This is a genomic window from Acinetobacter sp. 24-47-64 (assembly GCF_057737055.1).
In genome coordinates, this window is record NZ_CM173215.1 from 1,489,122 (window position 1) to 1,505,827 (window position 16,706).

The window sequence follows — 16,706 nt, forward strand, 5'->3', positions numbered from 1 at the left end:
ATACTCAGTGCTTGTTTATCACTTTTTATGCATAATATATATATAAATGTGATTTAGAGATTTGTATGGATTTAACGAAGCATTCTGTGGAACGAATCATCCCAGCTTGGAAATGGTTAAAAAAATACAATACTCAAGATTTTAAATCTGATCTTCTTGCATCTGTGATCGTGCTTGCAATGCTTGTACCACAAGGCATGGCATATGCCATGATTGCAGGCTTACCTCCAATTATGGGGTTATATGCCAGTATTATCCCTATGATTGCTTATGCATTGATTGGAGGGAGTACTACCCTTTCAATTGGTCCTGTTGCATTAATCTCTATGATGACTTTTGCCACGCTACAGCCATTATATGAAGTGGGTTCACCAGTCTATATTCAAGCTGCCTATTTGCTAGCAGTAATGGTTGGCATAATTTCATTTTTATTGGGATTATTCAGATTTGGTTTTTTGATTCGTCTCATTAGCCATCCTGTGATTAAGAGTTTTATCATTGCTTCAGCTGTCTTAATTGCATTAGGTCAAATAAAATTTATTCTTAATATTCCATTGCAATCCAGTAATTTAATCGAATTTTTTACGAGTTTGGCTCAATATATTTCTTTATATGATTTGGCCAGCTTATCTTTGGGTTTAGCTTCAATTTTAGCGCTCATTTATTTACCACAATTACTTAAAATTCCAGCATTTTCAAATCATCAAAAATTAATGCAATTTGTACAAAAAGCATTACCGTTATGCTTAGTGCTATTTTCAATCTTACTGGTTCAATCCTTTGATTTAACTGTCTATGGAATTAAAACAGTAGGTGAAATTCCAAGTGGATTACCTCCTATTCAAATGCCGTACTGGACATGGGACATGGTGAAAATACTGCTTCCTGGTGCAGCAATGATCGCTATGGTGAGTTTCGTTGAATCTATTTCGATCGCGCAAGCTACGGCTTTTCAATCACGTAGTAATTTGAACAGTAATCAAGAGCTTGTTGCGCTCGGTGTTGCAAATTTTGGCGCTGGAATCAGTGGCGCATTTCCTGTCACTGGTAGCTTATCACGTACAGTGGTCAATGCTGATGCTGGTGCAAAAACACCTATGGCTGGGGTTTTATCCTCGCTACTTATTATTGTGGTCAGTCTATATTTTACAAGCCTATTTGAATATTTACCTTTAGGAGTATTGGCTGCAACAATCATTGTGTCGATATGGAAACTTGTTGAAATTAAACCATTTATAGAGGCTTGGAAATATTCTAAAGCAGATGGTTTAGCAATGACTCTTACATTTTTAGGAGTGCTGTGTGTAGATATTACGACAGGCTTAATGGTGGGTATTATTTCAACATTTGTGTTGCTGTTATGGAGAATTAGCCGTCCACATATTGCAGTGATTGGTCTCGTTGAAGGCACGCAGCATTTTAGAAATATTTCAAGACACCAGGTTATTACCAGTAAAAGGCTCGTTTCGGTGAGAATTGATGAAAATTTGAGTTTTCTCAATGCAAACACCCTGAAGGAATTTATTATTTCAGAGGTTAGCCAACATGATGAGCTTCAACATGTGGTCATTAACTGTTCCAGTATTAGTAATATTGACTATTCAGCTTTAGAGACTCTTGAAGAAATGAATTCTGAGTTATCTAAACTCAATATTCAACTACACTTAAGCGAAGTTAAAGGTCCTGTTATGGATCGCTTAAATTCAACCAATTGGATACATCATCTGACAGGTAAAATATACCTCACTCATTTCCAAGCAGTGTATGAATTAGACCCGCATTTCAGCGAAAATAAATCATCTTTTGCATAAGAATTTGATATTCTTAAGTAAGAATTATCAAAAAAAATCCAGTGATTTGATTCACTTAATTTTTATTATGAATAAGTTTTATATTTAAAATCATTTTTAAGTATAGAATACCCCACTTATTTATCCGATTTTAAGCCAGACTCGGCATTATTAGGTTCAGTTATGTTCACTGCTCTAGCACGTTTGAGTTTAGTCACCAAAATCATTATCGCCATTATTCTTGGCGTTTTGGTGGCTATATTTTTTCCTCAAGTTGCACCACAATTAAGCTTGCTGGGTGATTTATTTATTAAAGCCCTTAAATCTGTTGCACCAATTCTTGTTTTTGTTTTGGTCCTTTCTTCGATTGCAAACTTTAAAGTTGGTGATAGCAGCAGTGCGAAAATCAAACCCATTATGATGATGTATGCCGTAGGTATGTTTTTATCTGCGTTAACTGCTGTCATTGTGAGTAATTTATTTCCAAGCACTCTTTTCTTAGATGTCGCTGCGCAAGCTGATTTACAACCACCTGGCAGCTTGACTGAAATTCTTAAAAATTTATTACTCAGTTTTGTTGCGAATCCTATCGTTGCATTAAGTGAAGCAAACTTTATTGGGATTTTGGGTTGGGCTGTTGCACTGGGTATAGCATTTCGTCATGCCACAGACACCACAAAACAGTGTCTGACGGATGCTGCGAATGCCGTGAATCACGTGATTCGTCTTGTCATCAGTTTTGCACCTTTCGGTATTTTTGGACTTGTTGCAGTGACTTTTGCAGATGCAGGTCTTAAAACCTTAGCAAGTTATGCACAATTATTGTCTGTTCTATTAGGGACTATGTTCTTTGTTGCACTTGTAATTAACCCAATTATGGTGGCATTTGTTACGCGTTCAAATCCTTATCCATTGGTTATTCAATGTCTACGTGAAAGTGGGATCACCGCATTTTTCACCCGTAGTTCAGCAGCAAATATTCCGGTGAACTTGGATCTTGCCAAGCGTTTGGGCGTGAATGAATCGACAGCGAGTGTAGCAATCCCGTTGGGTGCTGCAATTAATATGGCGGGCGCATCAGTAACGATTACCGTATTAACATTAGCAGCGGTGAATACACTTGGTATTTCCGTTGACTTTACCACTATGCTTGTTCTTTCTGTTGTGGCTACTGTTTCTGCCTGCGGTGCTTCAGGTGTAGCGGGTGGTTCACTGTTATTGATTCCTGTCGCTTGTGGCTTATTCAATATTTCACCAGATGTGGCTATGCAAGTTGTAGCCATCGGTATGGTGATCAGTGTTCTACAAGATTCAACTGAAACAGCCCTCAACTCATCTACAGATGTATTGTTTACTGCTGCGGTTGATCGCGCTCCTTCAAAATAATATATTCATGGCATAAACATTTAGAATGAAAGATATGCCATTTCAATTCCTTCCAAACTGGGTACAATTTGGGGCTTTCATGCTTGCAGTAAATGCAGGCATGATCAACGTTTTGGGTCTCATTTCTTTATTACATCAGTCAGTTTCACACATGACAGGCAATGCAAGTTTGCTTGCCATCGGTCTTATTGACCATGATTTCAAAGCTGTAATTTTTCTTATTCTTATTATCCTGAGTTATGTTTTAGGCTCTAGTTTTAGCGGTCTGATATTGGGGAATAGTCAATTTAAACTCGGGCGCAGATATGGTCTACCATTGAGTTTAGTGACTCTTTTTATTCTGCTCTGTTGGGTATTTATTCCCTATTATCCTCGTTATGCACTGCTATGGGCATGTTGTGCGATGGGTGTACAAAATGCCATGGTAAGTCATTATAAAGGTGCGATTATACGCACGACTCACCTTTCTGGTGTCTTAACCGATCTTGGTTTAGCATTTGGATATTTTGTAAGAGGTCTGACAACGGAATCCAGAAAAGTTATTTTGCATTTAGTGATTTTATTTGGTTTTATTATTGGCAGTACTGTTGCGGCATTCAGCTATCCTTATTTACAATTAGAAGCGTTTTTAATTCCTGCAGGTTTAAGTTTTTTACTGACCCTGATCTATTGGATTTTATATTTCCGTCATTGTTATTTTCAAAAATCGTAGTTGGTATTACTCATGGTAAAAAATGCCTTGCAAGCACAATTGCTCAAAGCTGGTTTAGTCGATCAAAAAAAGGCTAAAAAACTTTCTAAACAAGCTGTGCATGAGCAACGCACGGGTCAAAGCAACGAAGCTGAGATTAAAGCTAAAATTGAACAAGATTTAAAGCAAAAACTAGAAAAAGATCAGAATCTTAATCTTGAAATCAAACGCCAGCAAGATGAAAAAGCATTACGTGCAGCAGTAGTGCAAATGATTGGTCAACATAAAATCAAAGATATTGATGGTGAAATCAGCTACCAGTTCGTTGATGAAAATAAAATCAAGAAAATTTATATTAATCAACAAGTTTACAATGCACTCGTGGCAGGCACATTAGTCATTGCTAAAGATCAAGCCAGTTATGCAGTTCTACCAAGAGCGCTATCTGAGCGGATTAATGAAAAAGTCGAAGGATTTATTATTGTGAATAATGCTGAGAAAAATGAAGCTATTACAGATGAGGAAGATCCATATGCAGCTTATGTTATTCCAGATGATTTAATGTGGTAAATTACTCTAAAGCCTAATTTATTAGGCTTTTTTTACGCTTAATGTGTGATTCAGATTGCGGTGTAGCAGGTATAAATTCACGATTAAGATGCTTTAAGTCATATTGCTGCTTCCAACCATCACGAGATGAGTCTATCAATTTTCTGCGCTCGCCTTCTATTCTCTAATTCGATTTTTTTTTCAATTGATGGTATTTGGGGGAGCTCAAAAAAATAATCGATTGATTTTCTCACATTATTTTTTCAATTTATAAATGCTGAAAATGCACAAGCTCAATAATGCTTCTTTCAGGAACTTTCGCGAAGGTTAAGAATACAGTGAGATTGAGAATGAAAAAAAATCTGGTTTCAAGATAAGCTTTATAATTTAAAAATGTAATGACGATAATCTAGGAAATTTTATAGTGTGCCTTACTTCACTTTAATTTTATTTAAAATAGAAGTTCATAAAATGTTTCAAGTAATTTATTTAATCTATTCTGTTTGATAAACGTTAACTCTAATAAATTTAATAACTTAAACCATTAAGCTAATGCCAATTCATTTAGAGGTGATCAAGTTGGACAGATTAAATTTTGTAACTCAAATCCAAGAATGGTCAGATCAATTTCCTTGGTTAGAGATGTTGACCTCTCTGAGCATTCTTATTCTCATTGCATTTATCGCAAATTTTATTGCTAAACAAGTGGTCGTCCGTGGTATTCGCAAAATTATTAGCAAACTACGTTTTAGTTATAGTGATGTCTTAGCGGAACATAGCGTTATTCGAAGAATTGCAAACATTGTCCCAGCATTGGTTATTATGAATGGAATTGTGACGGTTCCACACCTGTCTGAAAAAGTCATTACATTGATTCAGATGTTTGCACAAGCCTTCATTTTCTTGACCATTGCCTTGGCAATTAGTCAGCTTCTCACCATCTTTAATATTATTTATCAACGTAATCCTAAATCCCACAATAAGCCAATTAAGGGTTATTTACAGTTAGTTAAACTGATTATTTTTGTTGTTTGTGCTCTGATGGTCTTAGGAACATTTCTAAAAAAAGATGTTTTCACGCTATTGGCAGGTTTCGGGGCAATGGCAGCAGTGCTCATGCTGGTTTTCCAAAATACAATTCTATCTCTAGTGGCTTCAGTTCAAATCTCTTCATATGACATGGTTCGAATTGGTGATTGGATTGAAATGCCAACCTTAAATGCGGATGGCGATGTCATTGATATGTCATTACATACGGTGACCGTACAAAACTTTGATAAGACCTATACCACTATTCCGACCAATCGTTTGGTGACAGATACTTTTAAGAACTGGAGAGGTATGCAAGAGCAAGGTGTTCGTCGTATTAAACGTGCACTCTATATCGATCAAAATAGTGTTCACTTCTTATCTGCAATGGAATACAGCAAACTTAAAGAATTTCTGATTTTAGAAAAATATCTGGATGAGAAACAAACTGAGTTAAAAAACTTTAATCAGCAATATGCAAATAATGGGGTCAATAACCAACGTCGTTTAACCAATTTAGGAACATTCCGCGCATATATTGAATACTATTTAAAAAATCATCCAGGTATTGCACAAAATCAGTCTTTAATCGTTCGTCAATTACAACCGACAGGTGAAGGTTTGCCTATAGAAATTTATGCTTTTACAAACACGACAGCATGGGTGGCTTATGAGGCGATCCAATCCGATATTTTTGATCATCTTTTGGCGATTCTACCTGAATTCGGATTAAAAATATTCCAGATTCCTTCTGGGAATGATTTCAAGATTCCTCAAGACACAGTAAACTGAGTTTTGATTAGATGAATTAAGATTAGTCGTATGCTGCAGTGGTTTGAAAGACTCGTTGATCCATATCCATCCAAAGATTTAAATCAGCCCTTGCCGAAGAAATTTTTTCCATTTGTTTGGCAAGCAGCATCAGGAGTTAAGCGTTATCTCCTGGCGTTGGTGTTATTTACTGCAGCAACAGCTTCATTTGAAGCTATTTTCTTCTCTCAAATTGGTCATTTAGTCGATTGGTTATCCGCATCGACGCCTCAAAATTTTCTCGAAAATAACCAAACAAATCTAATGATTTTATCTGGTTTTCTACTGGCTAATATTTTCTTTGCAAGTTTGCAATCAATCATAAGGCATCAGATATTATTCAGCAGCTTTCCAATGCGCTTGCGTTGGCGTTTTCACAATTTATTACTTCTTCAAGGCTTGGACTTTTTTCACAATGATTTTGCAGGTCGATTGTCAGCTAAAGTCATGCAAACTTCACTTGCTGTTCGTGAATTTTGGGTAATTTTGGGGGATATCGTTACTTATGTGGTGATTTATTTTATTACCATCAGTGTGGTTTTAGGAAACGTCTCCCCTCTACTCCTTATTCCCTTGATGGCATGGTTGATTTTATTCATTGGCGCGGCATCCTTCTTTATCCCGCGACTTGGAAAAATTTCAAAAAAGCAGGCTGATGCACGCGCGGTGATGACTGGTCGTGTGACTGATGCTTATACAAATATACAAACAGTAAAATTGTTTGCACATGCTGGTCGTGAAAGCCAATATGCCAAAGAGTCTATGCAACTTTTTATGAAGACGGTGTATACCCAGATGCGTCTGGGAACTGCTTATGAAATTAGCATTAATCTACTGACCGCAATTTTATTCTTTGGCGTTTTAGGTACAGCAGTTTGGCTTTGGTTTATTGGTGAAGCAAACATCGGTGTGATCGCCGCAACGACAGCCATGATTTTAAAGCTGAATAGTATGGCTTCTTTTATGATGTGGCAAACTTCAGCCTTATTTGAAAATATTGGTACCATCCAAGATGGGATGACCACGCTAGCAAAACCAATAGCAATTCAAGACAAAGAAGCTGCACTGCCACTCGAGGTACACTCTGGTGCAATTAAATTTGATAATGTGAGCTTTGCATATAATCAAAAAAATGTTATTAATCACTTGAATTTAGAAATTAAACCGGGTGAAAAAATTGGAATTGTCGGTCGGTCTGGTGCTGGAAAATCGACACTGATCCAACTACTACTTCATTTTTATCAAACCCAACAAGGTAAAATTTATATCGATGGCCAAGCGATTGATGAAGTCACCCAAGATAGTTTAAGAAAAAACATTGCTCTCGTGACGCAGGATACTTCTTTGCTGCATCGAAGTGTTGCTGAGAATATTAAATATGGTCGACCTGAAGCGACTGATGAAGAAATGTATGAAGCTGTCCGTAAAGCTCGAGCAGAAGAGTTTATCCCTCAGCTTACAGATCTACGTGGTCAGACAGGATATGACGCTTATGTGGGTGAGCGTGGTGTAAAATTATCTGGTGGGCAAAGACAGCGTATAGCAATCGCACGGGTATTCCTAAAAGATGCTCCAATTTTGATTTTGGATGAAGCAACCAGCGCACTCGATTCAGAGGTTGAGGCGGCGATTCAGGCAAGCCTTGATGACTTGATGGAAGGTAAAACGGTAATTGCAATTGCACACCGACTTTCAACCATTGCTCAAATGGATCGATTAATTGTTTTGGATCAAGGAAATATCGTAGAACAAGGATCTCACGATGAGCTGATCCAACAGAATGGAATTTATGCCCAACTTTGGCAACGCCAAACGGGTGGATTTTTAGTTGAACAAAAAGTGAAAGACAAGGAATTAGACGAAGATGCTTTATCTTGATGATTTAAAAGTGGGTGATCAGTTTAAAAGTCGTGAATATGAGTTAACACTCGAAGAAATTAAAGAATTTGCACAAAAATACGACCCTCAAGTCTTTCATACTGATGAAGAGGCTGCGAAAGATCATCCTATTTTTCAAGGTATCGCAGCCAGTGGTTGGCAAACGTCAGCCATTACCATGCGTCTTTGGACTGAATGTTTTCCAATTGCCAAGGGGCTTATCGGTTCAGAGTCAAGCTTAAGATGGCCAAAACCAGCTCGTGCTGGTGATCGTTTGCATGTAGAAGTTGAAATTGTTGCTATCAATCCTTCTAAAACAAAGCTAGATCGCGGAATTGTGAGTTATGTCACACAAACAAAAAATCAGCATGGTGATGTTTTGTTGATTTCAACCACAAAAATTGTCGTTTTTAAGGCTTAAACATCGGTTTCACACTAGATTTGTCCGACAAAATTGGTATTTTCTATCTGGAATTTATGTCAGTATTATTTTCACCAAAAATTATGAAAAAAATTGTGTAAAGCAATGGATCGCACATGAAAACAGTTTCAGTTCGCCCAGATTTAGGCATTCCAGGTGTTTACGGACTCTTACTTTTAGATGTTGTTTCTCGTTGGGGTTATAGTGCTGAGTCGCTATTCGCTCCCTTTGGATTCACCAACGAGCAACTTGCCGATCCTGAATTTAGAATTCCACTACATGTAGCGAATGAGATGATTATTCTCGCGCGCAAAATGACAGGTGAAAGTTCTCTTGGTTATCATCTTGGTAACCAAATGCGGATTTCTATCCATGGTTTTATTGGCTATGCCATTATGACTTCGAATGAGATTACTGATGCACTTATTTTAGCCAACCGCTTTATACAACTGCGTATGCCTTTTCTGCAATTTCATTTTTCGACATTTACAGAACAAGTTTCTTTGCAGTTACAATGTGATATTGATCTTGAACCGCTGAGAACTGAAATTGTCATGGCTTTGACTTTTGGTGTCATTACCATGGCAAAAGCACTGACAGGCATAAATGATTTGTATGGCGAAATTAATTTCGACTTTCCTAAACCTGAAGGCTTTGACAAATACATCAGTCGTCTACACCCTAAAACGATTATTCATTTTGACCAGACTCATTTTCTTGCCAGTTTCGATAAAAGTTATTTAGGCTTGAAGATGGTTAACGCAGATCCGATTGCCAGTCAAATTGCAATTAATCAGTGTGAAGCAGAACTATCAGAGCTTGGAGAACGCCGTCGAATTTCAATGCGTGTTCGCGATATTTTGACACATTCTGAACAGCACTACTTAAGTATTGAAAATGTGGCGGATCGCCTGCATATGTCTGATCGTACACTGAAACGTCAGTTGGCTGCAGAAGGAACTTCTTTTTCAACCTTAGTGGATGAAGTTCGATATCGTCATGCAACCTCCCTACTGTCACGTACTGACTATTCACTTGAACAAATCGCAGATGAACTCGGTTATTCAGATGTTGCGAATTTCAGTCGTGCATTTAAACGTTGGAGTGGTCGAAGTCCAAGCAGTTGGCGTAAAGATCCATATTTATAGAACTTTCGTTTTTAAATAAAACACTGTATAACACAAGAAAATTTTTCAAATCGAATTGAGGAGTCGTGATGAATCATCCTTCAGAGCTTAAATATGCTCGCACACACGAATGGGTACGTATTGAAGGTGATCTCGTTGTTACTGGGATCTCAGATCACGCACAAGATGCATTGGGTGATCTTGTCTATGTAGAAGCACCTGAAGTAGGTCGTGAATTGACTGCTGGTGAACAAGCGGGTGTAGTTGAGTCTGTGAAAACAGCTTCTGATATTCATGCTCCTGTAAGTGGTGTAGTTGTAGAAATTAATGAAAATCTAGAAGATGATCCAGATTTTGTAAATGATGATCCCTATGGCAAAGGCTGGATCTACAAAATTAAACCATCTAATTTGGCAGATGTAGAACAACTTCTCTCAAATACAGATTATGAATCAGGTTTGTGATATTTATGACCAGTCTACGGACTGGTTTTTTATTTATACATTTTCGGATGAATGGCTCACTTTTTGATGTAATTTTCATGTAATTTGATTATAATTAATTCAACTTCTCTCCCTACTTCATTGCTGACCAAAACCAAAAATAATTTTATTTGGCACAGATTGAAGCTTTTAATGGTTCAATATTTCAAGGTTGTCTATGTCTTCTATACATGCTGAGCATCTATGGAATAAATCTTTTATTCTGTGTCTAATTAATAACTTATTTATTTTCATCTTCTATTTTGCTCAGACAACGATATTGCCAATTTATATTCTTAATGATTTAAATGGTAATATTACCCAAGCTGGGCTTGCACTGACTTTATTTCTAGCTTCATCGATCGCAATACGACCGTTTACCGGTCTCATTATCGAGAAGATTGGGCTTAAAAAAGCACTTTATATCTCTGAGTCATTTTTTGTACTGCTCTCTTTCGCTTATATCTTTGCTGATAATCTAACCCTATTACTGGTCATTCGGTTACTACAAGGAATTTGGTTCAGTATTTTGACCACTGCCATGATACCAATCGTCAATGACTTCATTCCAAATCAGCGTAAAGGTGAAGGCATGGGCTATTTTGTCATGTCAGTCAATCTTGCCATTGTACTAGGACCCATGTTGGGCTTGATTCTCATTCAACCATGGGGATATATTCCAGTGGCTACACTTTTAGCTGCAATTGTTTTTATTGGTTATTTGTTCTGCTTTTTGATTCCGATCCAGACACAATTTCAAACTGTTAAGCGCAAAACAAAAATTAGTGTTCATGATTTTGTTGAGATTAAAGCTTTACCTGTTGCGATGATGGCGATGCTCATCTCATTTTCTTATGCAAGTATCATGTCTTTTATCTCGACATATGCTGAATCAAAAAATTTATTGAACTATGCGAGCTTATTCTTTGCTATTTTTGCAATTTCCATGATGCTTCTAAGACCCTTCACAGGAAAGTTATATGACTCTAAGGGTCCTGCCTACGTTGTCTATCCAGCGATTGTGAGCTTTAGCATTGGGCTATTCATTCTAAGCCAAATTCATTCTGCTGCCGGATTATTGATATCTGCTGTCTTTATTGGTATAGGCTTTGGGTCTGCTCAGCCATGTCTCCAAACGCAAGCCATTCAAGCTGTAGCACGTGAACGAGTTGGACATGCGAGTTCAACTTTTTACACCTTTTACGATATTGGCATCGCATTAGGTTCTTTTATTCTAGGTATTGTGATCACACACTATCAGTATTCGATTGCATATATATTATGCGCGATATTGACGCTTTTGAGCTTGCTGTTTTACCGCTTCGTTGTTCAAACTAAAGTTAAAGCGGTCTAGATAGCTAAAAATTTGTCCAAAAAAAAGCCTTCAGATGAAGGCTTTTTTATTTAATTAGCTCTCTGCATTTTCATCAAACATACTGAAGGTTTGTGAAGAGGTTTCAGCATTCTCTCGGACGCGTGTACTTTTTAGCTTAATCTGTAGACGTAATTCATTTTTAGAGTCAGCATTACGAATGGCTTCATCATAACTGATCGCACCTTCGTTATATAAATCAAATAATGCTTGGTCAAATGTTTGCATACCAAGTTCTCGCGACTTGGTCATAATTTCTTTCAACTCATGAAAGTTACCTTTCAAAATCAAATCAGAAACTAAAGGTGTATTTAGCATGACTTCTACAGCAGCTCTACGTCCGACACCATCTTCAGTTCGAACTAAACGTTGAGAAATAATGGCTTTCATATTTGATGAAAGATCCATAAGCAACTGATTGCGCCGTTCTTCAGGGAAAAAGTTGATAATTCGATCCAAGGTTTGATTGGCATTATTCGAATGTAACGTGCCTAAGCACAGATGACCAGTCTCTGCAAAAGCGATCGCATGCTCCATGGTCTCCGTATCACGGATTTCGCCAATTAAAATTACATCTGGTGCCTGACGAAGTGTATTTTTAAGCGCATTATGCCATGAGTGACAGTCCACTCCGACTTCTCGGTGAGTGACCATTGATTTTTTATGTTTATGCACGTATTCAACTGGATCTTCTACAGTAATGATGTGCCCTGCTGAGTTCTCATTACGGTAATCAATCATGGCAGCAAGTGAAGTAGATTTACCCGATCCAGTGCCACCAACCACTAGAATTAAACCTCGCTTTTCCATTACCACATCTTTCAATGTTTCTGGTAATTTCAACTTTTCAAAGTTTGGAATTTCAGAGGTAATGGTACGAATGACCATCCCTACATTAAGTTGCTGTTGAAAAACATTCACGCGAAAGCGCGATACATCTGGGACATTAATGGCAAAATTACATTCTAATTCACTCTCAAATTCTGCTCTTTGTTTTTCATTCATTAAGCTATAAGCGAATAGTTTTGTTTTTTCTGCAGTCAAAGCTTGAGAACTTAAAGGCTTCATTGAACCTTGATGTTTCATACTTGGAGGAAAATCAGCTGAAATAAATAAATCTGATCCCTCATGTTCAAAAACGCTTTTAAGCAATCTGAACATGAATTGCCGAGCTTCGCTAAGTAATTCATTACTGAACATTAATTTCCCCAAGTTATAAATATTAAATACTTAAAATACTAATAGAAATATAAGGTTATTTCAGCTGTTTCATCAAATATTTAATGCTTTAAACAAACATTCAAATCTTAAAGGCAAAAAAAAAAGAACCCATATTTCATGGGTTCTTTTTTACGAATTATATTAGGAGAGTTGTTGAGCAACATCCAAAATCAATTGCTCTGTATTTAACCAACCCAAGCATCCATCAGTCACTGATTGACCATAAGTCATGTGATCAGAAATTTTCTGATTGCCATCGACTAAAAAGCTTTCTAGCATGACGCCACGGACTTGTGTTTGAGGTCGTTCATTCACAATTTGCTTTAATACAGCAGGTTGATTCAATGGATTTTTAGCACTATTCCCATGGCTACAATCAATAATCAAAGCTGGTAATACATGATTATTGTTTTCTTGAATCTTTTTAATTTCAGCGAATTGGTAATTTGTACCCTGATTCGATCCACGTAAGATCAAATGTGCGTGCGGATTACCCTTTGAAGATAAAATGCTTGGACCACCATCTTGACTTAAACCAAGAAATTGATGCGGTTGTGAAGCGGACTGAATGGCATCCAATGCAATTTGGATTGATCCATCTGTACCATTTTTGAACCCAATGCTATAAGGCATATGGCTAGATATTTCACGGTGAATTTGCGATTCGCTTGTTCTCGCCCCAATCGCGCCCCATGAAATCAAATCATCAAAATATCCTGTTGCCATTGGGCTTAAGATTTCTGTGGCCAACGGCAAACCCATTTCAGCAATTTGAATGAAGAGTGATCTAGACTGTTCAAGTCCTTTTTGCATATCTGCTGAACCATTTAAATCTGGATCATACAAGAAGCCTTTCCATCCTACAGTGGTGCGAGGTTTTTCAATATAAGTACGCATCACGATGAAAATCTGATCTTTGACTTGTTCTTGCAGTTGTTTTAATTTTTGTGCGTATTCGAGGGTTGCTTTAGGATCATGAATCGAACATGGACCAGTAATGACCAATAAACGTGGATCATGACCCGCTAAAATGTCTTGTATTGTTTGGCGATGTTGACGAATTTGAAGTGAAACTATCGGACTAACTGGTAAAGCTGATTTTAGTTCTAATGGTAAGCTTAATTTTTTTTCTAAAGTATGTTGAGCTGTGGTTATAAGCTGAGAATTAATTGCATTCATCTTGAATTCCTTTGGGCAGCAATTGCCCTATCTTTTATTTGAGCGTGAGGTGTCTATTGGCTGGGTTTTGTTCTTGACTAAAATAGAACCAATAACCGTTGCTAAAATAAAAAGTATTCAATGTTTTCATGAGATGCTCCTATATTTGTTGAGATGAAAAAAAACCTGATTGGTGTTGCCAATCAGGTATAAACTTGATGGGCAACATTTTTGTTGCCCGAACGCGTCTAGGCAACTAGATGTTAAATTGCCAAAAATAATAATAAGCGTTAGTAATCAAGTGTGTCGTTTTCATCAAATTATCTAAAATATAACCCTTAAAAGTAAAATACGCATAAATAGGCTGATTGACAAGCAATTTATATAAAAAATATTGTTATATCAATCATAACTCAAATATATCAATGGTTTATTGCTTATCTGTAGGAAGCCAATCTTTTATAGCACATACTTGTTTGAGCATCAGTTGCTCAGCCTCAGACTTACAAATCGCTTGGCTAAATAAAAAGCCTTGACCATATGCACAGCCAACATCCTGAAGACTTAAGAGCTGTTGGCATGTTTCGACACCTTCTGCGATCACATCCAATGACAGAATAGGTCCGAGCTTAGCAATGCCCTCTACAATTGAATTGATTGACTTCTCCTCATTCATTCGATTCACAAAAGCATAATCAATCTTGAGACAGTCGACAGGATAATCTCTTAAATGCGTCATTGAAGAATGACCGGTTCCGAAATCATCCAATGAGATTCGAAGACCATAATTTTTGAGCTTTTGTAGTGCTCGAATCACAAATTCTATTCCACGCTCAGCCAGAATATGTTCTGTAATCTCAACCTCGATTAAATGAGCAGGAATTTGATGTCGTTCTAAACGTTGAATTAACAATTCTGCATAATTGTCACGCATGAATTCAACTGGAGAGGCATTAATTGAGATCGGTACAAGTTGAACGCCCTTAGACATCCAATCTGCCATGTCACTGAAAATCTTTTGATGCATGATTTCACTGATTTTACTGGCCAGCTCATAATCGTTAAACGCTTCTGAGATTGAAGCTGGATAATGAAGTTGCTGCTGTGTATCATGCCAACGCATCAAAGCCTCAAATCCGATTAGCTGACAGTTATCTAAGCGAACCTTAGGTTGATAATACGGTTCGATTAAATTGTCCTGTATGATATAGCGAGCAGTATCAAGTTGTTGCATCTTCTTTTCAGCAAGTGCAAACATTTCGTCATCATACATACGATACCCACCACGACCTTTTTCTTTAAGATCATTTAGAGCGGTATCCGCACATTTCATCAATCCGAATACATCTTGAGCATCTTTAGGATAAATGGCACATCCAATACTCATCCCACTATTAATCACTTTTCCTGCATAAGTAATGGGGGCAATATTTTGTTTAAGCACTTTCTGTGTGGTTTGATGTAATTCTTCTTCTGAGGTCATCCCTGAGACAATAATTGCAAATTCATCTCCACCTAAACGTGAAACAATACACTTGCGATCTAAACTCTTTTGCAGACGTTTAGATAAGACTTTAAGTAGATGATCTCCAGCAGGATGACCTAAAGTATCGTTAATGTTTTTAAAATGATCGAGATCAATAAACATCATACCAATAAGTGTTTTTTCACGATTTGCTTGTGAAATCGCCGCTTTTAATTTATTTTTGAAGGCACGACGATTCATCAGACCAGTCAGATCATCATATTCACTGCTGATTTTTAGTTTAGCTTCGGCAACACGTTGACGGGTAATATCACGTGATACACAGAGAATACTGGTCGTATTTCCTTGTTCATCATGCACAGGTGTTAAAATATTATCCCAATACATCACAGTATCGCCGTGTGTGCTCATCCCCGCAAAACGGGCATTCTTCCCTCGAGCTGCTGTTTTAATCGCTTTTGCCCCCTGTTCACGTACTTCAGGTGGTAACAGCGTTAACCAATCCATTCCAAATTTCTTAACACGCTCTTGACCCAGTAATGCCATGCATCCAGATTTGTTCATGTGTTCAAGCTTGCCATCTGGTGTGATAATTTTTATACAGTCTACGCTGACATCGAGCATATCTGTATTGGCACGCAAGGCCTCAGCAGTTTCACGCATTTTGATTGTACGATCATGGATATTTGTGCAACTTATCATCCAATTTTGCTGGTTGGATTGAATCACCTTAGGTTCAGCAAGCATTAAGAACCAAAGATATTCACCTGATTTATTTTTTATACGACACTCTTTTTCAAATTTCTGACCGTTTTTTTGAGCATCATTCCAAATCTGATAAAGATGTTCAGCATCATCAGGATGAACAAATTTAAGCCAGTCTACGTCACGTAAGATTTGCGTATCCGCACCGATATATTGTTTAAGTGCGAGATTACAATACCCTGAGTTGGTGTGACTGACCCAAATCAAATTGGGCAGTAAATCGAGTGCAAATTTAAAGTCATCTGACAGTGTTAGATGCAAAGGCACAGCTTTGGACTGTAAATGATCAGCTCTATTCAGATCCAGAATGCTCATAGTTCACCTATTCGAAAATAACAACCCATCAAAATGACGAATACAAAAATCAGCGTAAAAATTTAGAATTTAATTAATCAGTATTTAAATTTCGTTAATAATGATTATTAATCATCATTAATTTTAAAATACGTGATAATAATAACACTTAAATGGATTAAATTAATACAAATACCATTTCTGCATGATACATAATTTTTATCACTTGTGAATATTAAATAGACAA

The 16,706-nt window shown here is 37.1% G+C and carries 13 protein-coding genes; 10 read left to right on the forward strand and 3 right to left on the reverse strand.

Going from position 1 to position 16,706, the window contains the following annotated elements:
• Nucleotides 1-65: 65 nt before the first annotated feature.
• The 10 genes from AC1M85_RS07025 to AC1M85_RS07070 all read left to right on the forward strand — a co-directional run bounded on the left by AC1M85_RS07025 (nucleotide 66) and on the right by AC1M85_RS07070 (nucleotide 11,517).
• Nucleotides 66-1,811, forward strand: a complete 1,746-nt coding sequence (locus tag AC1M85_RS07025; protein ID WP_488213818.1) for a SulP family inorganic anion transporter — start codon at nucleotides 66-68, stop codon at nucleotides 1,809-1,811.
• 162 nt (nucleotides 1,812-1,973) lie between these two features.
• A complete protein-coding gene (gene sstT, locus AC1M85_RS07030) occupies nucleotides 1,974-3,176 on the forward strand; it encodes a serine/threonine transporter SstT (RefSeq protein ID WP_481590040.1) in 1,203 nt (400 codons plus the stop codon).
• Nucleotides 3,177-3,210: 34 nt separating this feature from the next.
• A complete protein-coding gene (locus tag AC1M85_RS07035) occupies nucleotides 3,211-3,888 on the forward strand; it encodes a YoaK family protein (protein ID WP_092766442.1) in 678 nt (225 codons plus the stop codon).
• Between the two features lie 12 nt (nucleotides 3,889-3,900).
• Nucleotides 3,901-4,437 (forward strand): DUF2058 domain-containing protein, encoded by a 537-nt coding sequence (locus AC1M85_RS07040; RefSeq protein WP_481587919.1) that lies wholly within the window; start codon nucleotides 3,901-3,903, stop codon nucleotides 4,435-4,437.
• A gap of 558 nt (nucleotides 4,438-4,995) precedes the next feature.
• Nucleotides 4,996-6,237, forward strand: coding sequence for a mechanosensitive ion channel family protein (locus AC1M85_RS07045; RefSeq protein ID WP_481597094.1), 1,242 nt, complete (start codon nucleotides 4,996-4,998; stop codon nucleotides 6,235-6,237).
• Nucleotides 6,238-6,267: 30 nt separating this feature from the next.
• Nucleotides 6,268-8,133 carry an ABC transporter ATP-binding protein gene (locus AC1M85_RS07050; RefSeq protein ID WP_488213819.1) on the forward strand — a complete coding sequence of 622 codons (1,866 nt, stop codon included), beginning with the start codon at nucleotides 6,268-6,270 and terminating at the stop codon, nucleotides 8,131-8,133.
• Nucleotides 8,120-8,554, forward strand: a complete 435-nt coding sequence (locus tag AC1M85_RS07055; protein WP_035267505.1) for a MaoC family dehydratase — start codon at nucleotides 8,120-8,122, stop codon at nucleotides 8,552-8,554. Before AC1M85_RS07050 ends, AC1M85_RS07055 begins: the two co-directional genes overlap by 14 nt.
• 116 nt (nucleotides 8,555-8,670) lie before the next feature.
• Nucleotides 8,671-9,702: an AraC family transcriptional regulator gene (locus AC1M85_RS07060; protein ID WP_179997980.1), complete on the forward strand. Its 1,032-nt coding sequence runs from the start codon at nucleotides 8,671-8,673 to the stop codon at nucleotides 9,700-9,702.
• 68 nt (nucleotides 9,703-9,770) lie between these two features.
• Nucleotides 9,771-10,145 carry a glycine cleavage system protein GcvH gene (gcvH, locus tag AC1M85_RS07065; RefSeq protein WP_035267502.1) on the forward strand — a complete coding sequence of 125 codons (375 nt, stop codon included), beginning with the start codon at nucleotides 9,771-9,773 and terminating at the stop codon, nucleotides 10,143-10,145.
• A 196-nt stretch (nucleotides 10,146-10,341) separates the two neighbouring features.
• A complete protein-coding gene (locus AC1M85_RS07070; protein ID WP_488213820.1) occupies nucleotides 10,342-11,517 on the forward strand; it encodes an MFS transporter in 1,176 nt (391 codons plus the stop codon).
• A 54-nt stretch (nucleotides 11,518-11,571) separates the two neighbouring features.
• Here AC1M85_RS07070 and AC1M85_RS07075 read toward each other — a convergent pair whose 3' ends face one another.
• From AC1M85_RS07075 to AC1M85_RS07085, 3 genes are all read right to left on the reverse strand, one after another.
• Entirely contained in the window at nucleotides 11,572-12,735 is a 1,164-nt protein-coding gene (locus AC1M85_RS07075) for a PilT/PilU family type 4a pilus ATPase (protein WP_488213821.1), read from the reverse strand.
• A gap of 162 nt (nucleotides 12,736-12,897) precedes the next feature.
• Nucleotides 12,898-13,935 (reverse strand): 3-deoxy-7-phosphoheptulonate synthase, encoded by a 1,038-nt coding sequence (locus AC1M85_RS07080; RefSeq protein WP_180027847.1) that lies wholly within the window; start codon nucleotides 13,933-13,935, stop codon nucleotides 12,898-12,900.
• Nucleotides 13,936-14,344: 409 nt separating this feature from the next.
• Entirely contained in the window at nucleotides 14,345-16,480 is a 2,136-nt protein-coding gene (locus tag AC1M85_RS07085; RefSeq protein WP_180027846.1) for a sensor domain-containing protein, read from the reverse strand.
• Between the last annotated feature and the right edge of the window lie 226 nt (nucleotides 16,481-16,706).

Excerpts from the sequence above, each read along its gene's own strand:
- AC1M85_RS07060 (WP_179997980.1), top strand. The coding sequence starts at position 8,671 with ATGAAAACAGTTTCAGTTCGCCCAGATTTAGGCATTCCAGGTGTTTAC.
- sstT (WP_481590040.1), top strand. The coding sequence starts at position 1,974 with ATGTTCACTGCTCTAGCACGTTTGAGTTTAGTCACCAAAATCATTATC.
- AC1M85_RS07080 (WP_180027847.1), bottom strand. The coding sequence starts at position 13,935 with ATGAATGCAATTAATTCTCAGCTTATAACCACAGCTCAACATACTTTA.
- AC1M85_RS07040 (WP_481587919.1), top strand. The coding sequence starts at position 3,901 with ATGGTAAAAAATGCCTTGCAAGCACAATTGCTCAAAGCTGGTTTAGTC.
- AC1M85_RS07050 (WP_488213819.1), top strand. The coding sequence starts at position 6,268 with ATGCTGCAGTGGTTTGAAAGACTCGTTGATCCATATCCATCCAAAGAT.
- gcvH (WP_035267502.1), top strand. The coding sequence starts at position 9,771 with ATGAATCATCCTTCAGAGCTTAAATATGCTCGCACACACGAATGGGTA.
- AC1M85_RS07070 (WP_488213820.1), top strand. The coding sequence starts at position 10,342 with ATGTCTTCTATACATGCTGAGCATCTATGGAATAAATCTTTTATTCTG.
- AC1M85_RS07055 (WP_035267505.1), top strand. The coding sequence starts at position 8,120 with ATGCTTTATCTTGATGATTTAAAAGTGGGTGATCAGTTTAAAAGTCGT.
- AC1M85_RS07075 (WP_488213821.1), bottom strand. The coding sequence starts at position 12,735 with ATGTTCAGTAATGAATTACTTAGCGAAGCTCGGCAATTCATGTTCAGA.
- AC1M85_RS07085 (WP_180027846.1), bottom strand. The coding sequence starts at position 16,480 with ATGAGCATTCTGGATCTGAATAGAGCTGATCATTTACAGTCCAAAGCT.
- AC1M85_RS07025 (WP_488213818.1), top strand. The coding sequence starts at position 66 with ATGGATTTAACGAAGCATTCTGTGGAACGAATCATCCCAGCTTGGAAA.
- AC1M85_RS07035 (WP_092766442.1), top strand. The coding sequence starts at position 3,211 with ATGCCATTTCAATTCCTTCCAAACTGGGTACAATTTGGGGCTTTCATG.